This window comes from Pseudarthrobacter enclensis (assembly GCF_001457025.1).
In the GTDB taxonomy this organism is placed as follows: Bacteria; Actinomycetota; Actinomycetes; order Actinomycetales; family Micrococcaceae; genus Arthrobacter; species Arthrobacter enclensis.
In genome coordinates this window covers 123,865-147,942 of the sequence record NZ_KQ758603.1, presented here as the reverse complement: position 1 = coordinate 147,942, position 24,078 = coordinate 123,865, and the positions used below count along the sequence as shown (strand labels likewise).

Annotated in this window: 19 protein-coding genes and 1 pseudogene; 14 read left to right on the top strand and 6 right to left on the bottom strand. The window is 68.5% G+C overall.

Annotated features, from left to right (window positions below; genetic code table 11):
- The 3 genes and pseudogenes from AS031_RS13120 to AS031_RS13110 all read left to right on the top strand — a co-directional run.
- Window positions 1-630, top strand: a pseudogene (locus AS031_RS13120) (hypothetical protein); the annotation flags it as partial.
- Between the two features lie 307 nt (window positions 631-937).
- Window positions 938-2,164: a serine/threonine-protein kinase gene (locus AS031_RS13115; RefSeq protein ID WP_058268607.1), complete on the top strand. Its 1,227-nt coding sequence runs from the start codon at window positions 938-940 to the stop codon at window positions 2,162-2,164.
- Window positions 2,161-2,658, top strand: a complete 498-nt coding sequence (locus AS031_RS13110) for an FIMAH domain-containing protein (protein WP_058268606.1) — start codon at window positions 2,161-2,163, stop codon at window positions 2,656-2,658. Before AS031_RS13115 ends, AS031_RS13110 begins: the two co-directional genes overlap by 4 nt.
- A gap of 167 nt (window positions 2,659-2,825) precedes the next feature.
- Here AS031_RS13110 and AS031_RS13105 read toward each other — a convergent pair whose 3' ends face one another.
- Window positions 2,826-5,045: an NADP-dependent isocitrate dehydrogenase gene (locus tag AS031_RS13105; RefSeq protein WP_058268605.1), complete on the bottom strand. Its 2,220-nt coding sequence runs from the start codon at window positions 5,043-5,045 to the stop codon at window positions 2,826-2,828.
- Window positions 5,046-5,377: 332 nt separating this feature from the next.
- On the opposite strand from AS031_RS13105, the gene AS031_RS13100 reads away from it, so the two are divergent.
- A complete protein-coding gene (locus AS031_RS13100; protein ID WP_058268604.1) occupies window positions 5,378-6,346 on the top strand; it encodes a trypsin-like serine peptidase in 969 nt (322 codons plus the stop codon).
- Entirely contained in the window at window positions 6,330-6,503 is a 174-nt protein-coding gene (locus tag AS031_RS20050) for a hypothetical protein (protein WP_169793881.1), read from the top strand. Before AS031_RS13100 ends, AS031_RS20050 begins: the two co-directional genes overlap by 17 nt.
- 68 nt (window positions 6,504-6,571) lie before the next feature.
- Here the strand turns inward: AS031_RS20050 and purH are convergent, their stop codons facing one another.
- The gene (purH, locus tag AS031_RS13095; RefSeq protein ID WP_058268603.1) at window positions 6,572-8,257 is read right to left on the bottom strand and encodes a bifunctional phosphoribosylaminoimidazolecarboxamide formyltransferase/IMP cyclohydrolase; all 1,686 of its coding nucleotides are present in this window, start codon (window positions 8,255-8,257) and stop codon (window positions 6,572-6,574) included.
- A 141-nt stretch (window positions 8,258-8,398) separates the two neighbouring features.
- On the opposite strand from purH, the gene AS031_RS13090 reads away from it, so the two are divergent.
- Window positions 8,399-9,751 carry an MFS transporter gene (locus AS031_RS13090; RefSeq protein WP_058268602.1) on the top strand — a complete coding sequence of 451 codons (1,353 nt, stop codon included), beginning with the start codon at window positions 8,399-8,401 and terminating at the stop codon, window positions 9,749-9,751.
- A gap of 1,153 nt (window positions 9,752-10,904) precedes the next feature.
- On the opposite strand, the gene purN is transcribed toward AS031_RS13090, so the two are convergent.
- Window positions 10,905-11,471 (bottom strand): phosphoribosylglycinamide formyltransferase, encoded by a 567-nt coding sequence (gene purN / locus AS031_RS13080; protein ID WP_058268600.1) that lies wholly within the window; start codon window positions 11,469-11,471, stop codon window positions 10,905-10,907.
- A gap of 39 nt (window positions 11,472-11,510) precedes the next feature.
- Here purN and AS031_RS13075 point away from each other — a divergent pair, with 39 nt between their 5' ends.
- Window positions 11,511-11,942 (top strand): hypothetical protein, encoded by a 432-nt coding sequence (locus AS031_RS13075; RefSeq protein ID WP_058268599.1) that lies wholly within the window; start codon window positions 11,511-11,513, stop codon window positions 11,940-11,942.
- Between the two features lie 10 nt (window positions 11,943-11,952).
- Here the strand turns inward: AS031_RS13075 and AS031_RS13070 are convergent, their stop codons facing one another.
- On the bottom strand, window positions 11,953-13,266 hold the full coding sequence (locus AS031_RS13070; RefSeq protein WP_058268598.1) for a cell division protein PerM: 1,314 nt from the start codon (window positions 13,264-13,266) through the stop codon (window positions 11,953-11,955).
- 131 nt (window positions 13,267-13,397) lie between these two features.
- Complete coding sequence (locus AS031_RS13065) at window positions 13,398-14,270, bottom strand: PRC and DUF2382 domain-containing protein (RefSeq protein ID WP_058268597.1); 873 nt, start codon at window positions 14,268-14,270, stop codon at window positions 13,398-13,400.
- A 275-nt stretch (window positions 14,271-14,545) separates the two neighbouring features.
- On the opposite strand from AS031_RS13065, the gene AS031_RS13060 reads away from it, so the two are divergent.
- Both AS031_RS13060 and AS031_RS13055 read left to right on the top strand, forming a co-directional pair.
- Window positions 14,546-15,703, top strand: a complete 1,158-nt coding sequence (locus tag AS031_RS13060; protein WP_058268596.1) for a glycosyltransferase family 4 protein — start codon at window positions 14,546-14,548, stop codon at window positions 15,701-15,703.
- On the top strand, window positions 15,700-17,154 hold the full coding sequence (locus tag AS031_RS13055; RefSeq protein WP_082642018.1) for a UDP-glucose dehydrogenase family protein: 1,455 nt from the start codon (window positions 15,700-15,702) through the stop codon (window positions 17,152-17,154). The genes AS031_RS13060 and AS031_RS13055 overlap by 4 nt, the downstream gene beginning before the upstream one ends.
- On the opposite strand, the gene AS031_RS13050 is transcribed toward AS031_RS13055, so the two are convergent.
- Window positions 17,075-17,926 carry an AfsR/SARP family transcriptional regulator gene (locus tag AS031_RS13050; protein WP_058268595.1) on the bottom strand — a complete coding sequence of 284 codons (852 nt, stop codon included), beginning with the start codon at window positions 17,924-17,926 and terminating at the stop codon, window positions 17,075-17,077. The two genes, AS031_RS13055 and AS031_RS13050, sit on opposite strands and share 80 nt — an antisense overlap.
- Window positions 17,927-18,048: 122 nt before the next feature.
- Between AS031_RS13050 and AS031_RS13045 the strand changes: the two genes are divergently transcribed.
- The 5 genes from AS031_RS13045 to AS031_RS13025 are packed head-to-tail and all read left to right on the top strand — an operon-like array spanning window position 18,049 to window position 24,060.
- Complete coding sequence (locus tag AS031_RS13045) at window positions 18,049-18,252, top strand: hypothetical protein (RefSeq protein WP_141688837.1); 204 nt, start codon at window positions 18,049-18,051, stop codon at window positions 18,250-18,252.
- 58 nt (window positions 18,253-18,310) lie between these two features.
- A complete protein-coding gene (locus AS031_RS13040) occupies window positions 18,311-20,569 on the top strand; it encodes a hypothetical protein (RefSeq protein ID WP_058268593.1) in 2,259 nt (752 codons plus the stop codon).
- On the top strand, window positions 20,559-21,917 hold the full coding sequence (locus AS031_RS13035; RefSeq protein ID WP_228379631.1) for a hypothetical protein: 1,359 nt from the start codon (window positions 20,559-20,561) through the stop codon (window positions 21,915-21,917). Before AS031_RS13040 ends, AS031_RS13035 begins: the two co-directional genes overlap by 11 nt.
- Window positions 21,918-21,956: 39 nt before the next feature.
- A complete protein-coding gene (locus AS031_RS13030; protein WP_058268592.1) occupies window positions 21,957-22,715 on the top strand; it encodes a hypothetical protein in 759 nt (252 codons plus the stop codon).
- 28 nt (window positions 22,716-22,743) lie between these two features.
- Complete coding sequence (locus tag AS031_RS13025) at window positions 22,744-24,060, top strand: hypothetical protein (RefSeq protein ID WP_058268591.1); 1,317 nt, start codon at window positions 22,744-22,746, stop codon at window positions 24,058-24,060.
- Window positions 24,061-24,078 lie beyond the last annotated feature (18 nt).

Genomic DNA, 24,078 nt, shown 5'->3' with positions numbered 1-24,078 from the left:
GTCGACGCCGTCGTAGACCTCGGCCTCGGCAACACCACCGGCACAGGCAACACCGGCACCAACGACGGACGCACCGCCATCGTCGACGCCGTCGTGGACCTCGGCCTCGGCAACACCGGTGGCACAGGAGGGCTCGACGCAGGCGTAGACCTGGGCATCGATCTGGGCATCGGTGGGGGCAATACCGGCACCGAAACCCCGGGAACCGACAACCCCGGCACGGAAACTCCCGGCACTGACAACCCCGGTACCGGCAACCCGGGAGACGGCAATACCGGCGGCGTAGGAACGGTGGACCCCGGAACCGACAACCCCGGCACGGACGAACCGGGCACCAATGGCCCCGGCACGGACACCCCCGGCACCTCAACCCCGGGCAATGGTGACGGCAACGGGACAGGTACCGGCAGCGGCACTTCTTCTGGTACCGGTACAACGACGGTCATCCTTGCCCCGGCGGGTTCGACGGCGGTTGGCGGGGCCATCCCGGCAGTTGCCACTCCGCAGGGCATGCCCGCCCAGGGCGGGGCTGCTCTGGCCAACACCGGATGGGACGGTTCCCTGGTTCCGCTGGCCCTGCTGTTGCTCGTAGCCGGCGTCCTGGTCCTCCGCAAGCGGAAGACCTCCTAAGCGGCCAAGTCACCTTGAAATGCCCTGCCCGCGCTGCGCCTGAAGCGGCTGCATACCGCGGGCCGGATGAAAGGAGGCCACCGCAGCAGAACTCCATCACAGACACAAACATGTAGTCAGCACACATGTCCTTGTGGCCTTCGGTCCGGCGGCGGAAGCACCTGTTTTCCGCCGCCGGGCCCTCGGCATGACCGGACCATTGCCGGGCCTCCGCCCGGCGCAGCCCGAGGCCCATCGCAAGCGCTCCCCCTCCGCCGGTATAATTTGGGGTACGACAGTGCCGCAGCGCACCTGGAGGGGACGGGACATGGTGGCGGAATCGCCTAGCTCCATCACGAACGAAGTTGTCGGCGGACGTTATCGGTTGGGTGAGGTCATTGGCCGCGGCGGCATGTCCTCGGTGTACAGCGCACGGGACGAAAACCTGGGCCGGGATGTAGCCCTCAAGCTCTTCGCCCCGCAGGCCCCCGACACGGACGAACTGAAGCGGCAGGAAGCCGAGATCCAGCTCCTGGCCACCCTGAACCACCCCGGCCTGGTGACGCTCTTCGACGCGGGCATCGACAACCGCATACCGGACGAACCCAGGCCCTTCCTCACCATGGAACTCGTGGAGGGGCAGGACCTGCGCGCCCGGATCCGGCACAGCAGGGTGCCGCTGGAGGAGCTGGCGGTCATCGGTGCGGGCATCGCCGACGCCTTGGCCTACGTCCACAGCCTCGGGGTGATCCACCGGGACGTCAAACCTGCCAACATCCTGCTGGTGCAGATCCGCCCCGGTGAACCGTTGCGGCCCAAGCTGACCGACTTCGGGATCGCCCGCATTGCCGATTCAACCCGGCTGACCGCCACGGGAACCATGGTGGGTACCGCCGCATACCTGAGCCCCGAGCAGGCGCTGGGGCAGCCGCTCTCGCCTGCCTCCGACATCTATTCCCTGGGCCTGGTGCTCCTGGAGTGCATCAAGGGAACAGTGGAATATCCGGGTGGGGCCGTGGAATCCGCCGTGGCCCGGCTACACCGGGCCCCGGAAATCCCCGAGGACCTTCCGTCCGAGTGGGCGGGCCTGATCCGCTCCATGACCGCCATCGAACCGCTGGAGCGTCCTTCCGCCGCGGACATCGAAACGGCGCTGCGCCAGGCGTTGGTCTCCCCTGCGTCCACCCCTGGCGAACTTGCCCCCGAAACCACCCGGGTGCTGCCGGCCATGCCGTTCCACCCGCCATCCATCACGGCCGAGGAATCGGTGGAGGAGATCCGCGAAGCCGCGGCACCGGCCACCGGCGGGGCTGTCGATTCCGGCGCTGCCCCGGTCATCCAGGACCCGGCCGCCGCCCACAACCTGCATCCGCAGACCCGGACCAAACGGTTCTGGCTGATGGTGGTCCTGGGCCTGGTGGTGGTGGCTGCTGCCGTGGCCGCCGTGATCATGACCGTCTCGACGCAGTCGTCCGGAGATGTCGTCCCCTATCCGACCGTGACGGGCGTACTGGGTGAGCATCTCCAGGAACTTCAAAAGAGCGTCGAACCGTGAGGCCGTTCCGGGCCGGAAAGCTGACGGCCGGCTGGTCCGCCGCCGTAATCGCCGCCCTGCTGCTGGGAGGTTGCGCTGAAGCCGAAACGGGGCTTCAGCGTGACGCCGCCCGGCAGCTGCAGGCCCGCGTCCTCGAAGTAACCCAGGCGTCCTCACAGAACGACCCCACCGCGGCGCTGAAGGCTTTGGAGGGCCTGGAAGCCGAACTGGCGAACGCCCAGGCGAAAGGCGACATCTCCGACGAGCGGCGCCGCAGCATCACCACCATCGCCACGGCAGTCCGGGCAGACCTGACGGACGCCATCGCCAAGGCGGAACAGGCCCGCGCCCGCGCGGAGGAGGCGGCCCGGCAGGCCGCGGAACAGGCGGCGTCGCCGGCTCCTTCAGCCGCCCAGGAAACCCCGGCTCCCGCCACCCCGGGCTCCCCGGCCGGCGCGCAGCCCTCCGGGCAAAACGGGGACAAGAAGGGCAACCAGGGCAAGGGCAAAGACTAAAGGCCCCAGCAGGACAGCGTACGACGACGTCCCGGCGCCGGGGTGCCGCAGGCCCCGCCGGCAGCCACACACACAGCAAACGGCAGCCACACAGCAAAGAGGCGGCGCCCCGGATCAGATCCGGGGCGCCGCCTCTTTGCCAGTCATGCTGCCGCAGCAGCCCGGCGCTAGCTCAGGCTGGCGATGACCTTGTTCAGGGTGGCGGACGGACGCATCACGGCCGAGGCCTTGGCGTCCTCCGGGTGGTAGTAGCCTCCGATGTCCGCCGGGGAGCCCTGGACCTCCGCCAGTTCGCCCACGATGGTCTCCTCCTTGGAGGAAAGCTCGTTGGCGACGGAGCTGAAGGCGGCGGCGAGGTCGGCGTCGTCCGTCTGCTTGGCCAGTTCCTCGGCCCAGTAGCGGGCCAGGAAGTAGTGGCTGCCGCGGTTGTCCAGTTCGCCGGCGCGGCGGCTCGGGGACTTGTTCTCGAGCAGGAAGGTTCCGGTGGCACGGTCCAGGGTGTCGGCCAGGACCTGGGCGCGCGCGTTGCCCGTGGTGGTGGCCAGGTGCTCGAAGCTGACGGCCAGTGCCAGGAATTCACCCAGGCTGTCCCAGCGGAGGTGGTTTTCCTTCAGCAGCTGCTGGACGTGCTTGGGGGCGGAACCGCCGGCACCGGTCTCGAACAGGCCGCCGCCGTTCATCAGCGGGACCACGGAGAGCATCTTGGCGCTGGTGCCCAGTTCCAGGATGGGGAACAGGTCCGTGAGGTAGTCGCGGAGCACGTTGCCGGTGACGGAGATGGTGTCCTCACCCTTGCGGATGCGGTCCAGGGTGAAGGCGATGGCCTTGACCGGGGCCATGATCTGCAGGTCCAGGCCCTCGGTGTCGTGGTCCTTCAGGTACTCGTTGACCTTGCCGATGAGGTTGGCGTCGTGGGCGCGGTCCTCGTCCAGCCAAAACACGGCCGGGGTCTGGGAAGCGCGGGCGCGGGTGACGGCCAGCTTGACCCAGTCGCGGATGGGGGCGTCCTTGGTCTGGCAGGCGCGCCAGATGTCACCCTCGGAGACCTCGTGTTCGATCAGGACGTTGCCGGAGCCGTCCACGATCTGCACGGTTCCGGCTTCCTGGAGTTCGAAGGTCTTGTCGTGGCTGCCGTATTCCTCGGCTGCCTGGGCCATGAGGCCGACGTTCGGGACGGTGCCCATGGTGGTGGGGTCGTACGCACCGTTGGCGCGGCAGTCATCGATGACCACCTGGTAGATGCCGGCGTAGGAGCTGTCCGGCAGGACGGCCAGGGTGTCGGCTTCCTTGCCGTCCGGGCCCCACATGTGGCCGGAGCTGCGGATCATGGCGGGCATGGAGGCGTCCACGATGACGTCGGAGGGGACGTTCAGCGTGGTGATGCCCTTGTCCGAGTCCACCATGGCCAGGGCGGGGCCGTCTTCCAGGCCCTTCCTGATCAGGTTCTGGACGCCTTCACGGACGTCGGCCGGCAGGTCTTCCAGGCTGCTCAGGATGGCTGCGAGGCCGTTGTTGGGGCTGATGCCCGCGGCGGAAAGCTGCCTGCCGTAGGTGTCGAACAGTTCGGCGAAGTAGGCCTTGACTACGTGGCCGAAGATGATGGGGTCCGAAACCTTCATCATGGTGGCCTTCAGGTGCGCCGAGAACAGCACGCCTTCTTCCTTGGCGCGGGCAACCTGGGCCTTCAGGAACTCGTCCAGGGCGGCGGCGCGCATCACGGTGCCGTCGATGACCTCGCCGGCCAGGACGGGGAAGGCCTTCTTCAGGACCTTGACCGAGCCGTCTTCGCGGACCAGCTGGATGGAGATGGCGCCCTCGGTGTCGATGACGACGGACTTCTCGTTGGAGCGGAAGTCGTTCTGGCCCATGGTGGCCACGTTGGTCTTGGACTCCGGGGTCCAGGCGCCCATGGAGTGCGGGTTCTGGCGGGCGTAGTTCTTCACGGACAGCGGCGCGCGGCGGTCGGAGTTGCCTTCACGCAGGACCGGGTTCACGGCGGAGCCCTTGATCTTGTCGTAGCGGGAGCGGATGGCCGTCTCCTCGTCGGAGGACGGGTTGTCCGGGTAGTCCGGCAGCGCGTAGCCCTGGCCCTGCAGCTCTGCAATGGCGGCCTTCAGCTGCGGGATGGAAGCGCTGATGTTGGGGAGCTTGATGATGTTGGCTTCCGGCGTCTTCGCCAGTTCGCCCAGTTCAGCAAGAGCGTCACCGGTCTGCTGCTCCGGGGTGAGGTAGTCGCCGAACACAGCGATGATGCGGCCGGCGAGCGAGATGTCGCGGGTCTCCACCTCCACACCTGCAGTCGAAGCGAACGCCTCGATGATCGGCAGGAACGAATAGGTAGCCAGCATCGGCGCTTCGTCGGTGTGGGTGTAGATGATCTTGGACATGCGCGGGCGTCTCCCTGAAGGTCGGCTTGATTGTGAAACCTTGGTCTATTTCACCAAGTACAACTTACCCGAGGAGACGGGTTTGAACCTTACCGGGACCACTGGATGACCCCGCCGTGAGCAGGATTACAGCGATGCAGAAGCGGACGACGGCGGCACGCGCCCGGGTGCCGGCCCGGCCCCCCTCCCCGGCCCTGACGTGCGGTTCCACACCCCCCTGCCGGTTGTAGGGTAAGTCACTCCTATTTACTTACTTGTGACCCGCGCGATAAGTTCTTGACGTCGATCCGAGCCCTCTCCCCCGGGGCATTTTCCGTTCAGACAGGACAACAATGACACGCACACGGTCCCTGGCGTCGGGCTTGCTGAGCTTCTCCGCCGCAGCCGTTCTGGCGCTGACCACCGCCGGCGGCGCCGCGGCCGCGCCGGCCCCCTCCGCACCGTCCTCCGATGACGCCCTGCTTCCCTCCGTGGCCCGCCTTGCCGTCAACGCCGCGGGTGCCGCGGACTATTGGACCGCTGACCGGATGGAGGGCGCCATCCCCGGTGACGTTCTGGCCGGGAAAGCACTGGCAACGAGCCCCCGTTCCACCCCGGCCACAGTAGCCAAGGGGAAGAACACCAAAGTCGGCGCCAGCAAGGCCAAGGCAGCAAGAACCGGTTCCGTGAGCCACATTGGCAAGGTGTTCTTTAGCATGGGCGGCGCCAACTACGTCTGCTCCGGCAATGCCGTGACCTCCAGGAACAGGAGCACCGTGTCCACGGCCGGCCACTGCGTGTTCGGCGGCCCGGGCCAGGAGGCCACGAACTTCGTCTTCGTGCCCGCCTATGAGAACGGTGCGGCGCCGTACGGGAAGTGGACCGCAAGCGATCTTTACACCACCAGCGAATGGACCGCGTCCGGGGACATCTCCTACGACACGGCGTTCGCCGTCATGAACCCCCTCGATGGCGAACTGCTGACCGATGTGGTGGGCGGCTCCGGGGTGGCGTTCAACCAGGACCGTGGGCTGGGCTACACGTCCTATGGCTACCCCGCGGACAAGCAGTACAACGGGGAGACCCTCAAGAGCTGCGCCGGCACGGCCACGGACGACACCATCAACCCGAACTTCACCACCCAGGGCATTCCGTGCGACATGACCAGCGGCTCCTCCGGCGGCCCGTGGTTCATCGGTTCCGGCCCTGATGGACTGCAGAACTCGATCAACAGCTACGGCTACAGCGGATCCAAGGTCATGTACGGCCCGTACTGGGGCGACTCGATTGAAAAGACCTACCGGGTTGCCTCACGGTCCTAGCCAGGAACCCGATGAGGGCGTGGCCCACATCGAGGTGACCGAGACGCACGAGGAAATCCTCGAGTACTGGACAGATGAACGGATGGCCGAGGCCAAGCCCAGGGAGTTGCTGCTGCCGCCCGAACCGGAGGAGCAGCACCCGGCCGGCGAGGACTGACCCGCGCACAACGAACGGCGCCCGTCCCCTGAGAAGGGAACGGGCGCCGTCGTCCTTTAAGCAGCTGCTCAGTGGAAGAAGTGGCGCGCTCCGGTGAAGTACATGGTGATGCCGGCCGCGTTGGCCGCGGCGATGACTTCCTCGTCCCGGACGGAGCCGCCGGGCTGAACCACGGCGCGGACGCCGGCGTCGATGAGGATCTGCAGGCCGTCGGCGAACGGGAAGAACGCATCGGAGGCGGCCACGGCGCCGCGGGCGCGCTCCGGCGAGACCGCACCGCTGGCGTTGGACGCACCGCCGGCGCCGTCGACGTCGGACGCCACCTGGACACCCAAGGTGTTGGCGCGCTCGACCGCAAGCTTGCAGGAGTCGAGCCGGTTGACCTGGCCCATGCCGATGCCGACTGCCGCGCCGTTGTCGGCGAGGAGGATGGCGTTGGACTTCGCCGCACGGCAGGCGGTCCAGGCGAAGGCGAGGTCCGCGAGGGTCTTCTCATCGGCTGCGTCGCCTGCAGCGAGGGTCCAGTTGGCGGGGTTGTCACCGTCGGCGTCCACCTTGTCCGTGACCTGGACCAGCATGCCGCCGGAGACCTGGCGGAACTCCGTGGGGTACCGGCCGTAGCCCTCGGGCAGGGCGAGGAGGCGGATGTTCTTCTTCTTGGAGAGGATCTCCACGGCTTCGGGCTCGAAGCCCGGCGCGATGACCACCTCGGTGAAGATGTCCTTGACGGTGTTGGCCATCGCGGCGGTGACCGGGCGGTTGGCGGCGATCACTCCGCCGAAGGCTGAAACGGGATCGCAGGCGTGGGCCTTGGCGTGCGCGTCCGCGATGGGGTCCTCGGCACCGGCCGAACCGACGGCGACACCACACGGGTTGGCGTGCTTGATGATGGCCACGGCCGGTTCGCTGAAGTCGAACGCGGCACGGAGGGCGGCGTCGGCGTCCACGAAGTTGTTGTAGCTCATGGCCTTGCCGTGCAGCTGGTCGGCCTGGGCAATGCCCACCGGTGCCGCCTTGTCCACGTAGAGGGCCGCCTGCTGGTGCGGGTTCTCTCCATAGCGGAGCACCTCGGAGCGTTCCAGCGACATGCCGGCGTAGGCGGGCCAGTCGATGACCCCGTCGCCGTCTTCATCCAGGAACTGGCTGGCGGTCCAGGTGGCCACCGCGTTGTCGTAGGACGCGGTGTGCGCGAAGGCCTTGGCGGCGAGGCGGCGGCGGGTCTTCAGGTCGAAACCGCCGGCGGCGGCCGCTTCCACCACGTGGCCGTAGAAGGTGGGGTCCACCACGATGGCGACGGCGGCGTGGTTCTTTGCGGCCGAGCGCACCATGGCGGGGCCTCCGATGTCGATCTGTTCGACGACGTCGTCCTGCGCAGCGCCGGACTTGACGGTCTCCACGAACGGGTAGAGGTTCACCACCACGAGGTCGAATGCCTCAATGTCCATGCTTTCAAGCGTTTCCATGTGCGCCGGGACGCGGCGGTCCGCCAGGATGCCGCCGTGCACGCGCGGGTGCAGCGTCTTGACGCGGCCGTCCAGCATTTCCGGCGATCCGGTGACTTCCTCCACCTCCTGGACGGGGATGCCCGCGGCCGCGATCTTCTTCGCGGTGGAACCGGTGGACACCAGCTTCACACCTGCAGCGTGCAGGCCCTGGGCGAGCTCCTCCAGACCGGTCTTGTCGTAAACCGAGATCAGGGCCCGGCGGATGGGTACACGGTCAATGGATACGCGCTCATGCTGCGTGAAGCTCACAAATGTCTCCGTCTTATCGCGCGGCTCAGGGCCGCGGTTGGTGGGGATACGGCCAGTTTATCGCGTAGTGCAGGTTGCCCCGCGTGTCCGCCGGAGTGTGAACACCGGCGGGCGGGGCTAAAGTTTCAGAAGGAGGCGGCAATGAACACTTACACCACTGTGCCCAGCGGCGAACAGGTGGTCCAGGAACTTCCCTGGCGATGGAAAGTCCAGGGCCGGATCTTCCTGATCGGCGGGCTCGGATTCATGTTCGACGCCTGGGACGTGACGCTCAACGGCATCCTCATTCCCCTGCTGTCCACGCACTGGGCACTGACGCCCGGCGAGGTCGCCTGGGTGGGGACCTCCAACCTCATTGGCATGGCCCTGGGCGCGTTCGTGTGGGGCACCATCGCGGACACCATCGGCCGGAAGAAGGCTTTCACCGCCACCTTGCTGCTGTTCTCAATCTTCACGGTTGCCGGCGCACTGTCCCCCGACTTCGTGTGGTTCTGCGTGTTCCGCTTCCTGGCCGGGTTCGGGCTGGGCGGCTGTATTCCGGTGGATTACGCGCTGGTGGGTGAGTTCACACCGCGGAAGCAGCGCGGCAAGGTGCTGACGGCCATGGACGGGTGGTGGCCCGTGGGCGCCGCCCTGGCCGGGTTCGTCTCCGCCGGGCTGGTGGCCCTGTATGGCGACTGGCGGTTCACCATGCTGGTGATGGTGCTGCCCGCCCTGCTCGTTTTCTGGGTGCGGCGCAGCGTGCCGGAGTCCCCGCTGTTCCTCATCCGGAAAGGTCGGCGGGAGGAAGCGGCCAGGGTGATTGACGGGCTCGTGGAGGCCACGGGCGCCGAAGCCCGGGCGTACAGCCTGCCGGACGCCAAGGACGTGCCCCGGCTTTCTGCCGGCAGCGCCTGGACCCAGTTGCGGTCGGTGTGGCAGTTCAACTGGAAGATCACCGCTGCGGCCTGGGCCCTGTTCTTCAGCGTCCTGCTGGTCTACTACCTGTCCCTGACGTGGATGCCGCGGATCCTCATTGGCGCCGGGTTCGCCGAGTACAAGGCGTTCGTGACCACGGCGTCCATGGCCGCCGTCGGACTCCTGGGCGTCATTGTGGCTGCGCTGCTGGTGGAGCGGGTGGGCCGCAAATGGATCCTCGCCATCACCGGGCCGCTGTCCGCGCTGACGCTGGTGGTGGTGGCGTTCGTGGTGGACATCCCGTCCGCTGCGGTGTTCTGGCTGCTGGTGTTCGGGTTCGTGGTGCAGGTGGCCATTCCCGTGCTGTACGCCTACGTCTCCGAGCTGTACCCCACCGAACTGCGCGGCACCGGATTCGGCTGGGCGTCCACGTTCTCCCGGCTGGGAGCCGGTTTTGGTCCGCTGATCTTCGCCAACTACTTCTGGCCGGAGCTGGGGCTGGCCACGTCCTTCGCGCTGGCCGGCGGCCTGGTGCTGCTCGCGGTGCTGTGGATGGCGTTCTTCTCCCCCGAAACCCGGCAGCGCCGCCTCGATTAGCTCCCTCGATTTCCCAACTGAGTGGCGCTCAGTGCCGTTTTGGCGCCCCATAAGGGCACTTCGCGCCACCTGGTTGTCCTCGCCGGGGTGCCAGCCACTGGCCATGAGCGCTGAGCGTACCTTCGCCACCGCTGGCCGCGCCTCCCTCTCCATGTGCAGCCTTGAGATTCGGACGAGCAGCCACCCCGCGCGGACGAAGTCCTCTTCCCGGGCAATGTCCCGGACGATCTGACCCGCAACGGAGTGGGGCTCGCCATCGTACTCAACCGCCACTTTCTGTTCCGGATAGCTCAAGTCAGGCTGGCGGACGACGCCGGAACACAGTTTTACGGGCATGTTCACCACGGGTTCAGGCAGGCCCGCGTCCTCCAGCGCCAGGCGCAGCCTCGTTTCGGGTGCGGAGTCAGACCCGACCCGTGCCCGATCAAGTGCCACCCGGGCCTTTCTGATTCCGGGGGTTCCTTTGTGCCGGTCCAGCATGTCGGCGAGATCATCCCGGGTCGCGTACGGCTCCAGTCTCCCCTCGAACCGGGGCCGCGGCACACGAAGTAAATGATCGGCAACCACTGTCAGCTCTTCGATGCTCATCTTGCGGGCGCAGTCCAGCCAGGTCCGTAACCGTGAAGTGACCAGCAGACCGGCGTGATTGACGATTTCATCCGCAAAGAATTGCCCCCGGTGCCCCTTGACGCCGGGCCGGCGCATGATGGCCGAGGTGTCCGGGCGCGAGATGTGCAGTAACGGCTCGTCACTGCCGGGAAGGAAACCCGGAAACTCCCAGAGGAGAAATGCCGAGGCATGGGATGCAGCGGCAAACTCCGTAACAAGGGTGAACGGCCGGATACGAGGCGCCAGCGATAACGCAGCGGTGGGATCAGGCACTCGGACGCCACGGCTTGGCCGGCCCAGGCTGTGGTGACGCAGGCGCTTCCGGCTGATTCCGGCGTCGGACGCTTCCTGCACAGTGAAAGGCAGGGACCCCAGCGGGCCCGGCAACGGGGTTGGCACCTTCATCGGCCCATCGTGGCATGCGCAGCAGGACGCCGTGGAACTTGTCCACAGGCCTGGCCGGACCATGCCCAACTAAGTAGCGCGAAGTGCCGTTATGAGGCCTGAAAACGGCACTTGGCGCTACTCAGTTGGGGAGGGAGGGTCAGGAAGCTGCGGCGAGGGACGCCAGGGTGGACACCAGCAGCCGGCGTTCCACCACCTTGATGCGCTCGTGCAGGGTCTCCTCGGTGTCGCTGTCCTCGATGGACACTGCCTCCTGGGCGATGATGGGCCCGGTGTCCACGCCAGCGTCGGCCCAGTGCACCGTGCAGCCGGTGACCTTGACGCCGTACGCCATCGCATCCCGCACGCCGTGGGCGCCCGGGAAAGCGGGCAGCAGGGCCGGGTGGGTGTTGAGGTACTTGCCGCCGAAGGCATCAATGAAGCCGGCGCTCACAATCCGCATGAAACCGGAGGACACCACCACATCGGGGTCATACGCTGCCACCGCCTGGGTCAGGGCGGTGTTCCAGTCCGAGCGGTTGGCGTATTCCTTGAAGTCCACCACGAACGTGGGAATACCCGCAGCGGCTGACCGTTCCACCCCGTACGTCCCGGGGCGGTCCGCGCCGACGGCTGCGATCTCGACGTCCAGGTCCCCCGCCGCCACCGCGTCAATGACTGCCTGGAGATTGGACCCGGTACCGGAAACGAGGACTACGATGCGCATGCGTCTAGCTTATGGGCAGGCTCGCGTACGCTGGAAAACATGAACTCCACACCGGAACCGGCCGCGCCGCGGCGGGCAAAAGCGCCGCTCGGCGAGGCGGAAAAGGCATCGCTGGCCAGGACCCTGACGCTGTTCCGGATGTTCATCGTATCCGTGCTGGGCTCGGTGTTCGTCTACCAGCTGGACGTTGGGTACCTCTGGCTCACCGCCATCCTGACGGCGGCGGGGCTGGCCCTGGGGATCGTCCTGCTGGTCCGGTGGTTCCGGCTGCGGGAGTCCCGGCTGGTCCTCTTCGGCACCATCTCCGGGCTGGTGGTCACCGCCTGCATGCTGCTGGTGACCCTGGCGTCAGCCGTGTTCTTCAACCAGGTGGCGGACTACCAGGCGTGCGCTGGCCGGGCGCTGACGGACCAGGCGCAGCGGGCCTGCCAGGTGCAGTTGGAGAAGTCCCTGCCCCGCCCGGTTCCTTAGGCGGCGCAGCTCAACGGACCAGTTCCGCGTCCTCCTCCTCGGCGGCCCGCTCACGTTCCAGCCACGGCCCAGCCGCGTATCCAACCACGACGCCGGCACCCACCTCCGCGGCGACCCAGACCGCCGTCCAGAACGGGTCCGGTCCGATGTCCGTCAACCGGCCGATCCCCGCCGAACCGCGTGACAGCCAGGCCAGGCCCATGGTCAACAGTCCGGCGGCAGCCCCGGCCAGCACCCCCAGCACCAGGGTGGACACGGCGGCGGTGAACCAGCGCGCCCGGATTTTGATGGACAGCCATTCGTCGAAGTGGTTCTCGCCCTCACGGAGGAACCACCAGCCGGCCAGGACACCGGCGAGAACCGGCACGAGCAGGGCCACGAAAGCGTACTCGAGGGGACCGGAAGGAACCGCCGCCAGCACCGGGATGGACGGCAACGGCCCGACGGCGGTGCCCAGCGGACCGGCCTGGGAACCGACGCCCAGCGCGAAGCCCGAACCGGACGTCCAGGCGAGCGCGAAGACCACCAGGTTGGGAAGGTAGCCCAGCTGGGCGATGGTGAGGGCGGCTCCTCCGGCGGCACCGGCGTCGAGGGCCTCGTACACGGCCAGCACCAGGTTCCAGTGGACGAACAGGTCCACGGCCAGGAGCACGGCGGCCAGTGCCACTGCGGCTGCCACCGCAACGAAGCCGGCCTTCACCACGGACGCCAGGTACGAGCCCGCCCAGCGGGAGTGCTGGCTGGTCCGGGAGATCCAGTCCACGGCGTCAACGCCGATGAGCCGGCTCCAGGAACCGGCCTCGCGGCGGGCACCGATGACCATGCCCAGGGCGAACGGAACCAGGGGGAACAGCATGGCGTAGCCGAGGTTGATGCCCACGTCCGGGGTGCGGCAGACAAAACCGGTGGCAACGCCAAAGGCTGAGTAGACCACCCAGGATCCCAGCAGCGCCTGCCACAGCTGGTCCGTGTAGGAGGCCCGCGCAAGCCGGCGCCCGGCCCGCCAGGCGAGCAGGAACGGGATGAGGGTCAGGCCCAGCGGCACCAGGGTCAGGAGGCCGGACCCGGAATGGGCTGCTGCCGTGGATCCTGCGGCTGCCAACTCCAGCGGAACACCGTGCACCAGCAGCCAGGATTGGCCGGCCAGGCGGGCCAGGGAGTCGAAGCCGCTGTTCTGGAAACCGGCGGTGGCCCAGACAGCAACGATGGGAACCAGCACCGCCAGCGCCGAGATGAACGCCGCCTGGGCGGTCTCAAGGGCCCCCTGCAGCCACAAAGGCATGGGAAGGCCACGGTCTCCGGTCTGGTCAGCGCGCAGTTTCATCGTCATCCATGGTGTCACGCCGCACCCGGCGTGCCCGGAAACGACAGGCCCTCCGGCCCTGCCGGCTCAATGGCCGGCCCGGCCGGAGGGCCTGCACCCCTTGAAGCTCAGGGGTTCAGGTTCCGAGGGGGTCAGAGGCGTTTGCCGCCGTCCGCGCCGTCGGTCTCGATGTGCTCCTTGCGGACCTCCTCGTTGACCGTGACGTCGTCCTGGACAACATCCTTGTCGAGGCGGACCCGCTCCACCGGTACGGTCTCCTTCTCCACGACGGGACGTTCCTCGTGGAGGACAACCTCGTGTTCTTCTTCGCTGATGTCGGGGCCGTTGAGGGCAGCGCCGCGGTTCTCCTCCGTAATGGGCTCCCGCTCCACCCGGACTTCCTCGCGCTGCACCGGCACCGTCCTGGTGACGTTTTCGGTGGTGACGTACTTCCGCAGGCGGGCCCGGCCGGCCGCCTCGCGCTCCGTGCCGACGTTCAGCCTCTCCTCGGACCGCGTCATGGCGTCGTCAGTAGTGGGGCCGGACGTATCGTGTCCCACTCCCCTGTTTCCGGAAGTGGTCCCTGATGTATTGAAGTCCGCGTCCACGGCGTCCCGGCCGCCGGTGACACCCTCCGTCGGCGTGCCGGCGTTCAGGTCGGCGTCGCCCTGGAGGTCCACGTCGTCCTGCGAGTCGGAGTAGGTGCGCAGGCCACGGTCATAGTGGGTGTACAGCCGGTCCTCTTCCTCAGGGGTGAGGTGGCCATCGACGTCCACCCGCGGCGCATCCTTGACGTGATCCTTGGTGTACGGAACCACAAGATCCTCGCCCTGGGTGTGTGCACCTTCGACCGGAACAAAGGACTGGGAGGTGCCGAAAAGCCCCGTCTTGACAGTGACCCATGTGGGTTCCCCCGTGTCGTCATCGGCGTAGAGCTGACCGATCGAGCCGATCTTCTCCCCGTCGGACCCAACTATGTTGCCACCTTGGTGGAGCAGGTTTTCAATGTTCTCGCGGTTGAGCATGACGTCTCCTTCGGATTGTCGTTGCACTTGGGCATGCAGCAGGCGGATGGACCGGCACGGGAATCCCCCGGTCTTCGGCTCCCGCCCCGACTGCTTGAGGCTGTGCTCTGACTGCCCCACTACAGTAAGCATGCTTAGCATCAAATGGAAAGTCTACTTAGTAATTTTTTCTGCCGCCCCAGGTCAGCCGCCCAGTGCCTGCTGTTCACCGAACCTTTCCCCCCGGGCCACGCCGTCATCCCCGCGGCGTCAAGGCAGCCAACCACGGTGGAGGGGTGAGGATCGCAATTGTTGCTGAATCATTCCTGCCGCTGATGAACGGGGTGACACACTCCATCCTGCGGGTGCTGGACCACCTGCAGGAGCGCGGCGACGAGGTGCTGGTCATCGCGCCGTCAGCGCACGACGGCGCGGCCGGGGGCCGCGTCAAGGGCGCCGAGATCCACCGGCTTCCGGCAGTCCCGCTCGCCGGATACACGAACGTCCGGGTGGCGATGGGCGGTGTGTACCGGGTCAAGCGAATCCTTGCCGACTACGCACCGGACGTCGTCCACCTGGCCTCACCCTTCGTCCTGGGCTGGCGCGCAGCCCAGGCAGCCGCCCAGCTGGGCATCCCCACCGTGGCGGTCTACCAGACGGAAGTGCCCGGCTACGCGGCCCGCTACGGCGTCCCCTTCCTGGAGAACTGGGCCTGGAACCGGGTGGAGAACATCCACCTGCTCGCCACCCGCACCCTGGTGCCCTCCACGTTCGCGCTGAACCAGTTGCGCGGACGGGGCATCCCCCGGGTGCGGATGTGGCGCCGGGGCGTGGACACCGCCAGGTTTTCACCGGACAGGCGCGACGACGGCTGGCGGGCTTCGGTGGCACCGGCCGGGCACCGGATCATCGGCTACGTGGGCAGGCTCGCCGTCGAAAAGCAGGTGGAGGACCTCGCGGCCCTCACCGGCATCCCGGACACCACCCTGGTGGTCGTGGGCGACGGCCCCCAGCGGGCAGCGCTGGAACAGGCCCTGCCGGGCGCCGTCTTCACCGGGTTCATGGGCGGCAGCGACCTGGCCCGGGCGGTGGCGTCCTTCGACCTGTTCGTCCACCCCGGCGAATTCGAAACCTTCTGCCAGACCATCCAGGAAGCCATGGCATCCGGAGTTCCGGTGGTGGCCACGGGCCGCGGCGGCCCCCTGGACCTGGTGGAGAACTCGCGGACCGGCTGGCTGTACGAACCCGGGGACCTCTCCGCCCTGCGCGGCCACGTCCTGGACCTGGTGGGCGACGACGCCAAACGCCGGGCGTTCGGCACCGCCGCGCACGCCTCGGTCCAGGACCGCACCTGGCCGGCCCTCTGCGGGGAGCTGGTCACCCACTACATGGACGTCATCGCAGAACAGCCGGCACTGTCCGGCGCAGGCAACGGCAAGGGAGCATGGGCGTGAAAATTTCGGTCATCGGCTGCGGCTACCTGGGTGCGGTGCACGCGGCCACCCTGGCCTCCATGGGGCACACCGTCGTGGGCATCGACGTCGACCCGGCGAAGGTGGAGCAACTGGCGCGCGGAGCCGCTCCGTTCCACGAACCAGGCTTGGATGAGCTGCTCCGCGACGGCGCCGCCACCGGCCGGCTGACGTTCTCCACCAGCATTGCCGAGGCCCGGGACGCCCAGCTGCACTTCCTGTGCGTCGGCACCCCTCAGGACAAAACGTCGGACGCCGCAGATCTTTCCTACCTGGTCTCCGCCGCCCGGGCGCTGCTGCCGCACCTGGCCGCGGGCGCCGTCGTCGTGGGTAAATCCACGGTTCCCGTGGGCACCGTGGACATGCTCCGCGGGATCCTGGCGCGCCGGCGCGACGTGCTGCTGGGCTGGAACCCCGAGTTCCTGCGGCAGGGAACGGCCGTGAAGGACTCGCTGGTGCCGGACCGGCTGGTCTACGGAGTGGAGGGCGGCCGAGCGGCGGCATTCAACCCGTCCACGGGCGCGCCTTTGGGCGTGACGGCCGCGCTGGACGCGGTCTACGAGCCGCTGCTGCGCGCCGGGATTCCCCGCCAGGCCTGCAGCTTTGCGACGGCGGAACTCATCAAGTCCGCAGCCAACGCCTACCTGGCCACCAAGGTCAGCTTCATCAACGCCGTTTCGGAACTCTGCGACGCCGCCGGCGCGGACGTGGCAGAACTCAGCGAAGCCATGGGACTGGACCCTCGCATCGGCAACCGCTACCTGCACGCCGGCCTGGGCTTTGGCGGCGGCTGCCTTCCCAAGGACATCCGGAGCCTCCGGGCCCAGGCGGCAGGCCACGGAGCGGACTCCCTGGCGGACTGGATGCAGCTGGTGGATTCAGTCAACGTGGGCCAGCGGCAGCGCACCGTGCAGCTCGCGGCGGAGCTCTGCGGGGGCAGCGTGGCGGGCCGGACCATCACCGTCCTGGGCGCATCGTTCAAGCCGGACACCGACGACATCCGGGACTCCCCCGCGCTGGACGTGGCGGACCGGCTCGCCGCGGCGGGCGCCCACGTGACCGTCACCGATCCCAAGGCGGTAAACAACGCGTGGCGCCGTTACCCTCGGCTCCGGTTCGAGGCGACGGCAGCGCGGGCGCTGGAAGGCGCCGAACTGGTGCTGCTCCTCACCGAATGGGAGGAGTACCGCCGCCTCTGCCCTGCCGTGGCGGGCAGGACGGTACGACGGCGGGTGGTGCTGGATGCACGCAACGTGCTGGACCCTGCTGCGTGGCAGGCCGAAGGGTGGGCGGTGCGCGGCCTCGGCACGTCCCCGGAACTACCCCAAGGGACACTCCCAGACCCATCGCGGATCACACCGCCGGAGCCGGGCGCAGGGATGGCGCGGCCTGCAGCGGCTGCGCACGCGCCGGCGCACGCACCTCGCCAGTAGCCGGCGTCCGGAACCGCGCCAGGATCTGCGGCGACGGTTCAAGGCCCAGCTCGGCCTGCAGCAGCGCCCGGTATTGGCGGAGGTACCCGTGCGCCGCAGCCACGTTTCCTTCATCGAAGCAGACGTCGATGAGGACGGCGTGCACCGATTCGCGCAGCGGTTCGATGGCCACGGCCCGCAGTGCCGCGTCGATGGCCTCCGGGTAGCGCCCCAGCTTCCGCAGCCGCACGGCGAGCGCCTCCAGGGCGTGGAGCTGCAGTTGCCGCAGCCGTTCGCGCTCTACCAGCAGCCAATCCTCGTCCCACGCCGGGAGCAGTTCCCCGGTCAGGGTGGAGCAGTCGATGTCCCCGGCAGCCAGGTCCATGTCCCGGGACAGCAGCCGGCCGGCCTGGTCGCGGCAGGACTGGAGGTCCACAGATACTTCCGGGCCCAATGCCAGCTCATTCCGTCCGGCGGCGACCAGCCCGGCCCATGCTGACCGGATCCGCCACAGGGCGGTGCGGAGGCTGCCGTTGGCGTGTTCCACGGTGGAGTCAGCCCACAGTCTGCCCACCACGGCGTCGCGGGAACAGGTGACGCCGTCCTGTCGGGCGAGCGCCAGGAACGCCAGGACCCGCTGCGCGTGCAGGGGCAGCCTGACCCGGTCTCCGGCCAGGAACAGGGAAAAGCCGTTGAGCAGGTACAGCCGTGCCTGCGCGGCCTCCCGGCCCGGAGGTCCCTGGGTGTCCGGAAGGGGCAGTCCGCCGGGAAGGGGAAGGGATGCAGACGACATTGAAGGACCCCACGTTCAATCGGACGCAGACCTGTAGGGAGACCTGCCACTGAGGTGGCGATGATCAACATCGCTACGCAATGTTGATGCCCGGAAAGGCGTTCCGGCGGATCATCTCCGCCATGACTGCCGAATACTCCGTGATCGTACTGCGGGCCTGGCGTAACCCACAAGGGTTGATTATCCGCGTTTTAACCACCGACGGCACCCGCCGGAATTGGGTAGTTACGGGCACTGCGAACCTGGCGGTCCTGCTCGAATCACTGATCTCGGAGCTGGCTCCGCCGCCGGACGGAAACGGGGCGGAAATTACTACAGACGATTGACGCGCGCGCATACAGCACCACCCCACCCTGTAATCCCCATCCCCCAAAGGAGGCTGTCATGGATGCCCAGCCAGGCAACACCAGCGAGGCGCTTTTCTCCGGCCTGTCCCTGGCCGACCCGCCCGCCGCCCCGGCCAGTTCCGAGGCCGTGCCGGAGGCAGCCCTCAACTCACCGTTCCCCGCCCGCTTCATTGCCGAGGCTTACGCCCCTGAAACAGGTGAGGCGGCCGCCTTCTTCGCCGAGCTGGAGGACGAGGACTTCATCGATTCCCTGGAGCAGCTGGTCAATGACGCTGCCGCCCACCAGCTCGCGGACCAGCGCAACTGGTCCTCCCTGCCGGCCGAGGCGGACGCACGTGCCTCCCTGGAGGACTGGATCGAACCGGTGGCCACCGAGGCGGAACGTGCCCTGGACGGCTTCGCCGGACGCCTGGCGGGTGCGGACCTCTACGGCATGCCGCCCCAGGAGTTCGAACAACTGCTGGAAGCCGCCGGCACCCAGTCCCCCGCTGGGCTGTCCGGCTACGAGGACTTCCTGGGCGGCCTGCTCCGCGCCGGCAAGAAGCTGGTCAGCGGCGCCGTCGGGCTGGTCAAGAAGGGCGTCGCGGCCGTGGGCAAGGTCCTGCCCGTGAACCTGCTGCTGGGCAAGCTCAAGGGGCTGGTGCGCCCGCTCCTCCAGCGCGTCATCAGCGCCGCCATGAACCGGCTGCCGGCAAGTATCCGGCCGCTGGCCCGCAAGCTCGCCGCCAAGCTGGGCGTCGCGGAAGCCGAAGCGGAAGACCACGCCTCCGCCGAGGGACTGGCCGAGGCGTTCGGGCTGGAAGTCACGTCCCTGCTGTACGCCCCGGAGGCGGAGGAGGAACTGGGCGAGAACTTCTTCGAACCCCGCACCTACGAGGCTCCCGATTCGCTGGCGGCACTCGAAACGGCGCGCGCCAGGTTCACCGAACGGCTGGCGGCCCTCCCGGACGGCAGCACCCCCACAGCGGAAATAGAGCAGTTCCTGCCCGCCGTCATGGCCGTCCAGCCGCTCATCAAGCTGGGCATCTCCATCATCGGCCGGCAGCGGGTGGTGAAGTTCATCGCGGACATCCTGGCCAACCTGGCCAAGGGACTCATCGGCGACGGCCCGGCGAAGATGCTGGCCACCCCGGTCGCTGACCTGGGCCTGAGGGTCTTCGGCTTCGAAACCGAGGCGGAGCCGGAACGGCTGCGTGCCGCGGAGGCGGTGGCCTCCACGGTGGAAGGCGCGGCCCTCCGCCTCCTGGAACTGCCGGAGGCCACGTTCGAGGACCAGCTCCAGCTCGCCGCCGCAGTCCAGGAAGCGTTCGTGGAAGCGGCAGCCGCCTACCTTCCGGACAGGGTCCTCCACGAGGACCTGCCCGAACGGGAAACGGCGGGCGAGGGCGGAGTCTGGATCCTGATGCCCCGCACTGCCCGGCCCCGCTACCGGTTCCGCAAGTACACCCGGGTTTTCGCCGTCCCCATCACCCGGCAGGCGGCGCGGGCCATCCGCTGGTCAGACGGCGGCACGCTGGAAGGCCACCTCCTGGACCGCGGGGTGCGGCGCTGGCCCCTCGAAGCGGAGGTGGACCTTTACGAAGCCATCCCGGGCACCCAGTTCGGACACTTCACCCAGGACGAGACCCTGGACGAGGCGGCCGGCGCGGACAGCACCGAATTCCAGCTGCTGACCCCGGACATCGCGGGCCTGCTGCTGCGTGAACCGGCGCTGGGCCGTCCCGGTGCCGCCGCGGGACCCGCCGGGCCGCAGGCGTCTTTGGGCCGTGCCCGGCCGCAGGTGGGCCGGCGGTACTTCCGGATCCGTTCGGCCGTGCTGCACCCCGCCGCCCGCGGGCGGCGGCTGACCCGCAGGCTGCGGGTGGTCCTGGAACCCTCCCGGCGGCGCCTCCAGGTGCAGCTGAGGCTTTCGGAGCGGCAGGCCCAGCAACTGCTGGCCCTGCTGCAGCCCTCCTCACCGACCGCCCGGCGGGACCTGCCCTCCGTGCTCGCCGCCCTGCGCGGGCTCTACGAAGGCAGGCTCCCACTGGTCCTCTCCTCCCGCCTGGTCCGGCACGCACTGGCCAAGGACGCAGCCGGGGCGGCAGCACCGGTGGATGCCCTGCTCAAGGCGCTGGCGGCGTCGTTGTCAAAGTTCCTGAGCCAGCGGGCAGCGCAACTCGCGGCAGCGGTGGCCGAACCGTCCCACGGCGTCACCATCACGGCCACGTTCCACGACATCACCAGGGACCGGCTGGGCTCCGTCCAGGCCCCGGACGTGAGCGTGCATGCGGGGTGGAAGTCCAGTGCCCTATGACACCCGGCCCGCCGGCCCCGGGACAGCCGGCCCCCGGACAGCTGCCCTCCGGACCGATGACTTCCTGGCCGAAAAGGACGCCCTGGCCCTTGAAGTCCGGCACTGGCTCCGGGCCGGCACCTCCCTGACGGACCTGGAAGTGCTGGCGTCCGCGGCGGCGTGGCAGTCCCTGGAAAGCTACGTGGGACTGAGCCTTCGCTCCAGCCTGCGGGCTGTTGCCACGGGGGTGGCGGCCGAAGCCGGTGCGCTCAGTTCACGCCTGGCCACGGCGGCGGAGCCGGACGACCTGGCAGCGGTCAAGACGGCGCTGCTGCGGCTCAGGCGCCGCTACGAGCAGGTGGAGACGGTCCTGGACTTCTACGGCGACGCCGTCAACACCAGGACCAGTCCCCGCCTCGGCGCGGTCCTGCGCGGACTCGATGCCCTCGCCGTGGACAGCATGGACCGGGTGCTGCGGCCGCTGGGCATGGAAGCGCCGCCGGTGCTGACATACCTGGACAAGGGCCTGGGCGCCTCCATCCTCCGCTCGGGCGCCCGGCTGTGGGACGCTTCCCTGTCCCCCGTGGCGGCCATCAAGATCACCCGCCACAACATGTGGCGGCCCACCTCACTGGTCCACGAGACCGGGCACCAGGTGGCGCACATGACCGGCTGGACCGGGGAACTGGGGGCTGCCCTGTACGAACGGATGGCCCCCGTCTCGGTCCTGGCCGCCGAAACCTGGCGCAGCTGGGCCAGCGAGGTGGCCGCCGACGTGTACGCCTTTGTGCTGCTGGGATACGCGCCGCTGCCCGCGCTGGCCACGGTGGTGGACGGCCCCAGCAGCAAAGTCTTCCGGATGCCGGCCGGCGACCCCCATCCTTTCGGCTGGATCCGGGTGCTCTTCAACGCCGGGCTGTGCCGCTCCTGGTTCGGGCCCGGCCCGTGGGACGGCATCGCCCGCACCTGGCTGCTCCGCCACCCGCTCTCGCGCGCCGGCCGGGACGTCCAGGTGGTGGCCAAGGCCAGCCTGGCGAATCTCCCGGCGCTTGCGGACACCTGCACGCGGACACCGCTGCGCGCGTTCGGCGGTGCGGCGCTCAGCGCCATCGCGGACCCGCGCGCCGTTGCCCCCGCAGAGCTGGCCCGGCTCGCGGAACGCGCCGGCGCTTCCCTCTACACCTCCACGTACCTGCAGCGCCTGGAGGCCATGCGCGTGCTGGCGTGGACGGTCATTCAGGGCCACGCAGTGCCGGACGGCCGGGCGGTGTCCAGCGCCGGGCCAACGGCCGGGACAACGGCCGCGCACGACGACGGCACAGAACTTTGGCTTCGACGGATCGGCGGCGCGGTGGCCGCCGCAGCCTGACCCACCGTAGGCACCAGCAGCAACGAAAGGACCGCCGTCATGGCACAGGAGGAGACGGGCAACGCCCGCACGTCAGGCCGGACCTCGGCCAAAACCGCCCAGCCCAACCAGTCAGGCCAGGCCGGCAAGGAAGGACAGGCCACCCAGGCGGGCACGGCGCAGGACGCTGCCGGCGCGCAGGCAGCCGCCGAAGAATTCACCCTCGCAGTGGCCACGGCCCTCAGCGGGCAAATGGCCGCCGTCATGAAGGAGGTCTTCGCGGAGCAGCGCAGCCTGTTCGAAGCGCAGGCCGAGCTGCGGGAAGCCGACTACGTGCTGGTCAGGAACATGGTGGAGGAACAGCAGGCGCGCCGGCAACGGGACGCCGAACTGCTGGAGAAGATCAACCGGCAGGCCGAGGCCAAGCCGCCCGGACCGGTGGGCGGCCGCCGGGTGGACGCAGATCCCGGCCAACTGCTGCTGGGGCTGCAGTTCAACGCGCTCAGCAACGTGCTGGGCAGCCGCAAGCGCACCCGGACCGGGCGCGACGACTCCCTGATGGAGCCGCCGGAGATCACCACGGTACCCGCGGCGTCCGGCGCCGGCTCCGTCCGCTACCGCATGACCTTCAAGGCGCCGTTCCCGTCCGGTGCGGCCACTGTGGGCATCCAGTACCTGGACAACACTCCGCGGGACCTCGTCCAGGTGGGGTCGCTGCAGAACAGGAGCCTGGACCTGGCAACGGACCAGGTCCAGTACGTGGAGCTGCTGGACGGCCGGGCCCTGCCCATTGCGTTTGGCATCCCCTACCGGCGCTGAAACCACGAATCCCCTTTGGAGGCCCACGATGTTCCGTACGCTAGCCAGGCTGGTTGTCGATCCCACCCTGCTGAACCCCGCCGCAACGCCCAACCCGGACGTGGTGTTCGCCCACAACCCGCGGCAGCTCAGCCGCTGGCTGGAGGAAGTGTTTGCGGTCAATGGCGTGGTCAAGTACTTCCCCAATCCGGGACCCACGCTCTCCGCCACCACCGGGCAGCAGGCCGTCATTAATGCGCTCAAGATGCCGCCGCTGCTGTTGTCCGCCTACCCGAGCGCCATCACCCAGGGCACCGCCATTCCGCCGGGCTACAACGTCCCGCCGCTGCTCGGAACCACCCAGCCCCTCCCCTGGGACCACCTCATCTACGCGTTCCTGCTGGAGAACACAGGCATCGTGGAGATTCTCGGCGAGGTGGTCCGGCGCTACAAGGTGGGCGAAACCCTGGCACCGCCTTCCGTGCAGACCTTGGTGTGGGCCCGGAACACCGAGGAGCTGTTCTTCCGCGATCCCCCGGCCTTCCACATTCTGGGGGTCAGCAGCCAGCTGCGGCCGGACGCCCGCGTGAACCGCCGGAACGCGTACTGGCGCATGTTCGGCCGCGACCTCTCCCACGCACCGCTGGCCACCCCGCTGGGGCCGCCGCTGGACGGGCAGCCGTGGAAGAAGGACGTGGGTGCCGGCAGCAACGCCCGCTTCTTCGACATCTGGGAGGAACTGCTGCGGCAGGTCTGGCAGGGCATCCTCAACGACAGGAACCAGGGTGGCCCCAACGCCACGGACAGGTCCTACATTGCCTACCTGTGCCAGTCCCTCTCGGAGATGCTGACCATGCGGCGGCGCGGCGGCATGCTGGCCCAGGAGGAATTCGCCTACGTCAGCATGCTCAACTGGATGCACCTGACGGTGGAGTACGAGACGCCCGTGGTGAAGGACCTCAAAGCGGAAGCCGGCGTCAACGGCAACCCTGCCGACCGGCTGGCGGCCATCGGCGCGCGGGTGGGGATCAACCCGCCGCGCGAAACCAGGGAACTGTTCGAACTCGCCGGGCTGCTCTCGCCGCTGATGTGGTTCATCGAGAACGGGGCGTTCAACGACGAATCAGACGCCGAGATGCTCTACCACTCCAACATGGTCCCCAACCCTGTGGTGGCGGACGCCATGATCAGGATCATCGACCTCTGGCAGTCGGCCACCGGGACGCGGATCAAGGACCCCACCGTGGTGTCCGTGAGCCCGGATGCCAAGCGCCCCGCCCAGCCGCTGCGCCTGCCCGAGCCCACGCCGGCGGCGTCGGCTCCGGTGTTCGTGCCGTCGAGCAACGGCACCAAGGCCAAAGTCTAGGACCGGGGAGGAAGGGCC

Excerpts from the sequence above, each read along its gene's own strand:
- AS031_RS13115 (WP_058268607.1), top strand. The coding sequence starts at position 938 with ATGGTGGCGGAATCGCCTAGCTCCATCACGAACGAAGTTGTCGGCGGA.
- AS031_RS13025 (WP_058268591.1), top strand. The coding sequence starts at position 22,744 with ATGTTCCGTACGCTAGCCAGGCTGGTTGTCGATCCCACCCTGCTGAAC.
- AS031_RS13050 (WP_058268595.1), bottom strand. The coding sequence starts at position 17,926 with ATGTCGTCTGCATCCCTTCCCCTTCCCGGCGGACTGCCCCTTCCGGAC.
- AS031_RS13090 (WP_058268602.1), top strand. The coding sequence starts at position 8,399 with ATGAACACTTACACCACTGTGCCCAGCGGCGAACAGGTGGTCCAGGAA.
- AS031_RS13105 (WP_058268605.1), bottom strand. The coding sequence starts at position 5,045 with ATGTCCAAGATCATCTACACCCACACCGACGAAGCGCCGATGCTGGCT.
- AS031_RS13100 (WP_058268604.1), top strand. The coding sequence starts at position 5,378 with ATGACACGCACACGGTCCCTGGCGTCGGGCTTGCTGAGCTTCTCCGCC.
- AS031_RS13065 (WP_058268597.1), bottom strand. The coding sequence starts at position 14,270 with ATGCTCAACCGCGAGAACATTGAAAACCTGCTCCACCAAGGTGGCAAC.
- AS031_RS13040 (WP_058268593.1), top strand. The coding sequence starts at position 18,311 with ATGGATGCCCAGCCAGGCAACACCAGCGAGGCGCTTTTCTCCGGCCTG.
- purN (WP_058268600.1), bottom strand. The coding sequence starts at position 11,471 with ATGCGCATCGTAGTCCTCGTTTCCGGTACCGGGTCCAATCTCCAGGCA.
- AS031_RS13045 (WP_141688837.1), top strand. The coding sequence starts at position 18,049 with ATGACTGCCGAATACTCCGTGATCGTACTGCGGGCCTGGCGTAACCCA.
- AS031_RS13070 (WP_058268598.1), bottom strand. The coding sequence starts at position 13,266 with ATGAAACTGCGCGCTGACCAGACCGGAGACCGTGGCCTTCCCATGCCT.
- AS031_RS13030 (WP_058268592.1), top strand. The coding sequence starts at position 21,957 with ATGGCACAGGAGGAGACGGGCAACGCCCGCACGTCAGGCCGGACCTCG.
- AS031_RS13075 (WP_058268599.1), top strand. The coding sequence starts at position 11,511 with ATGAACTCCACACCGGAACCGGCCGCGCCGCGGCGGGCAAAAGCGCCG.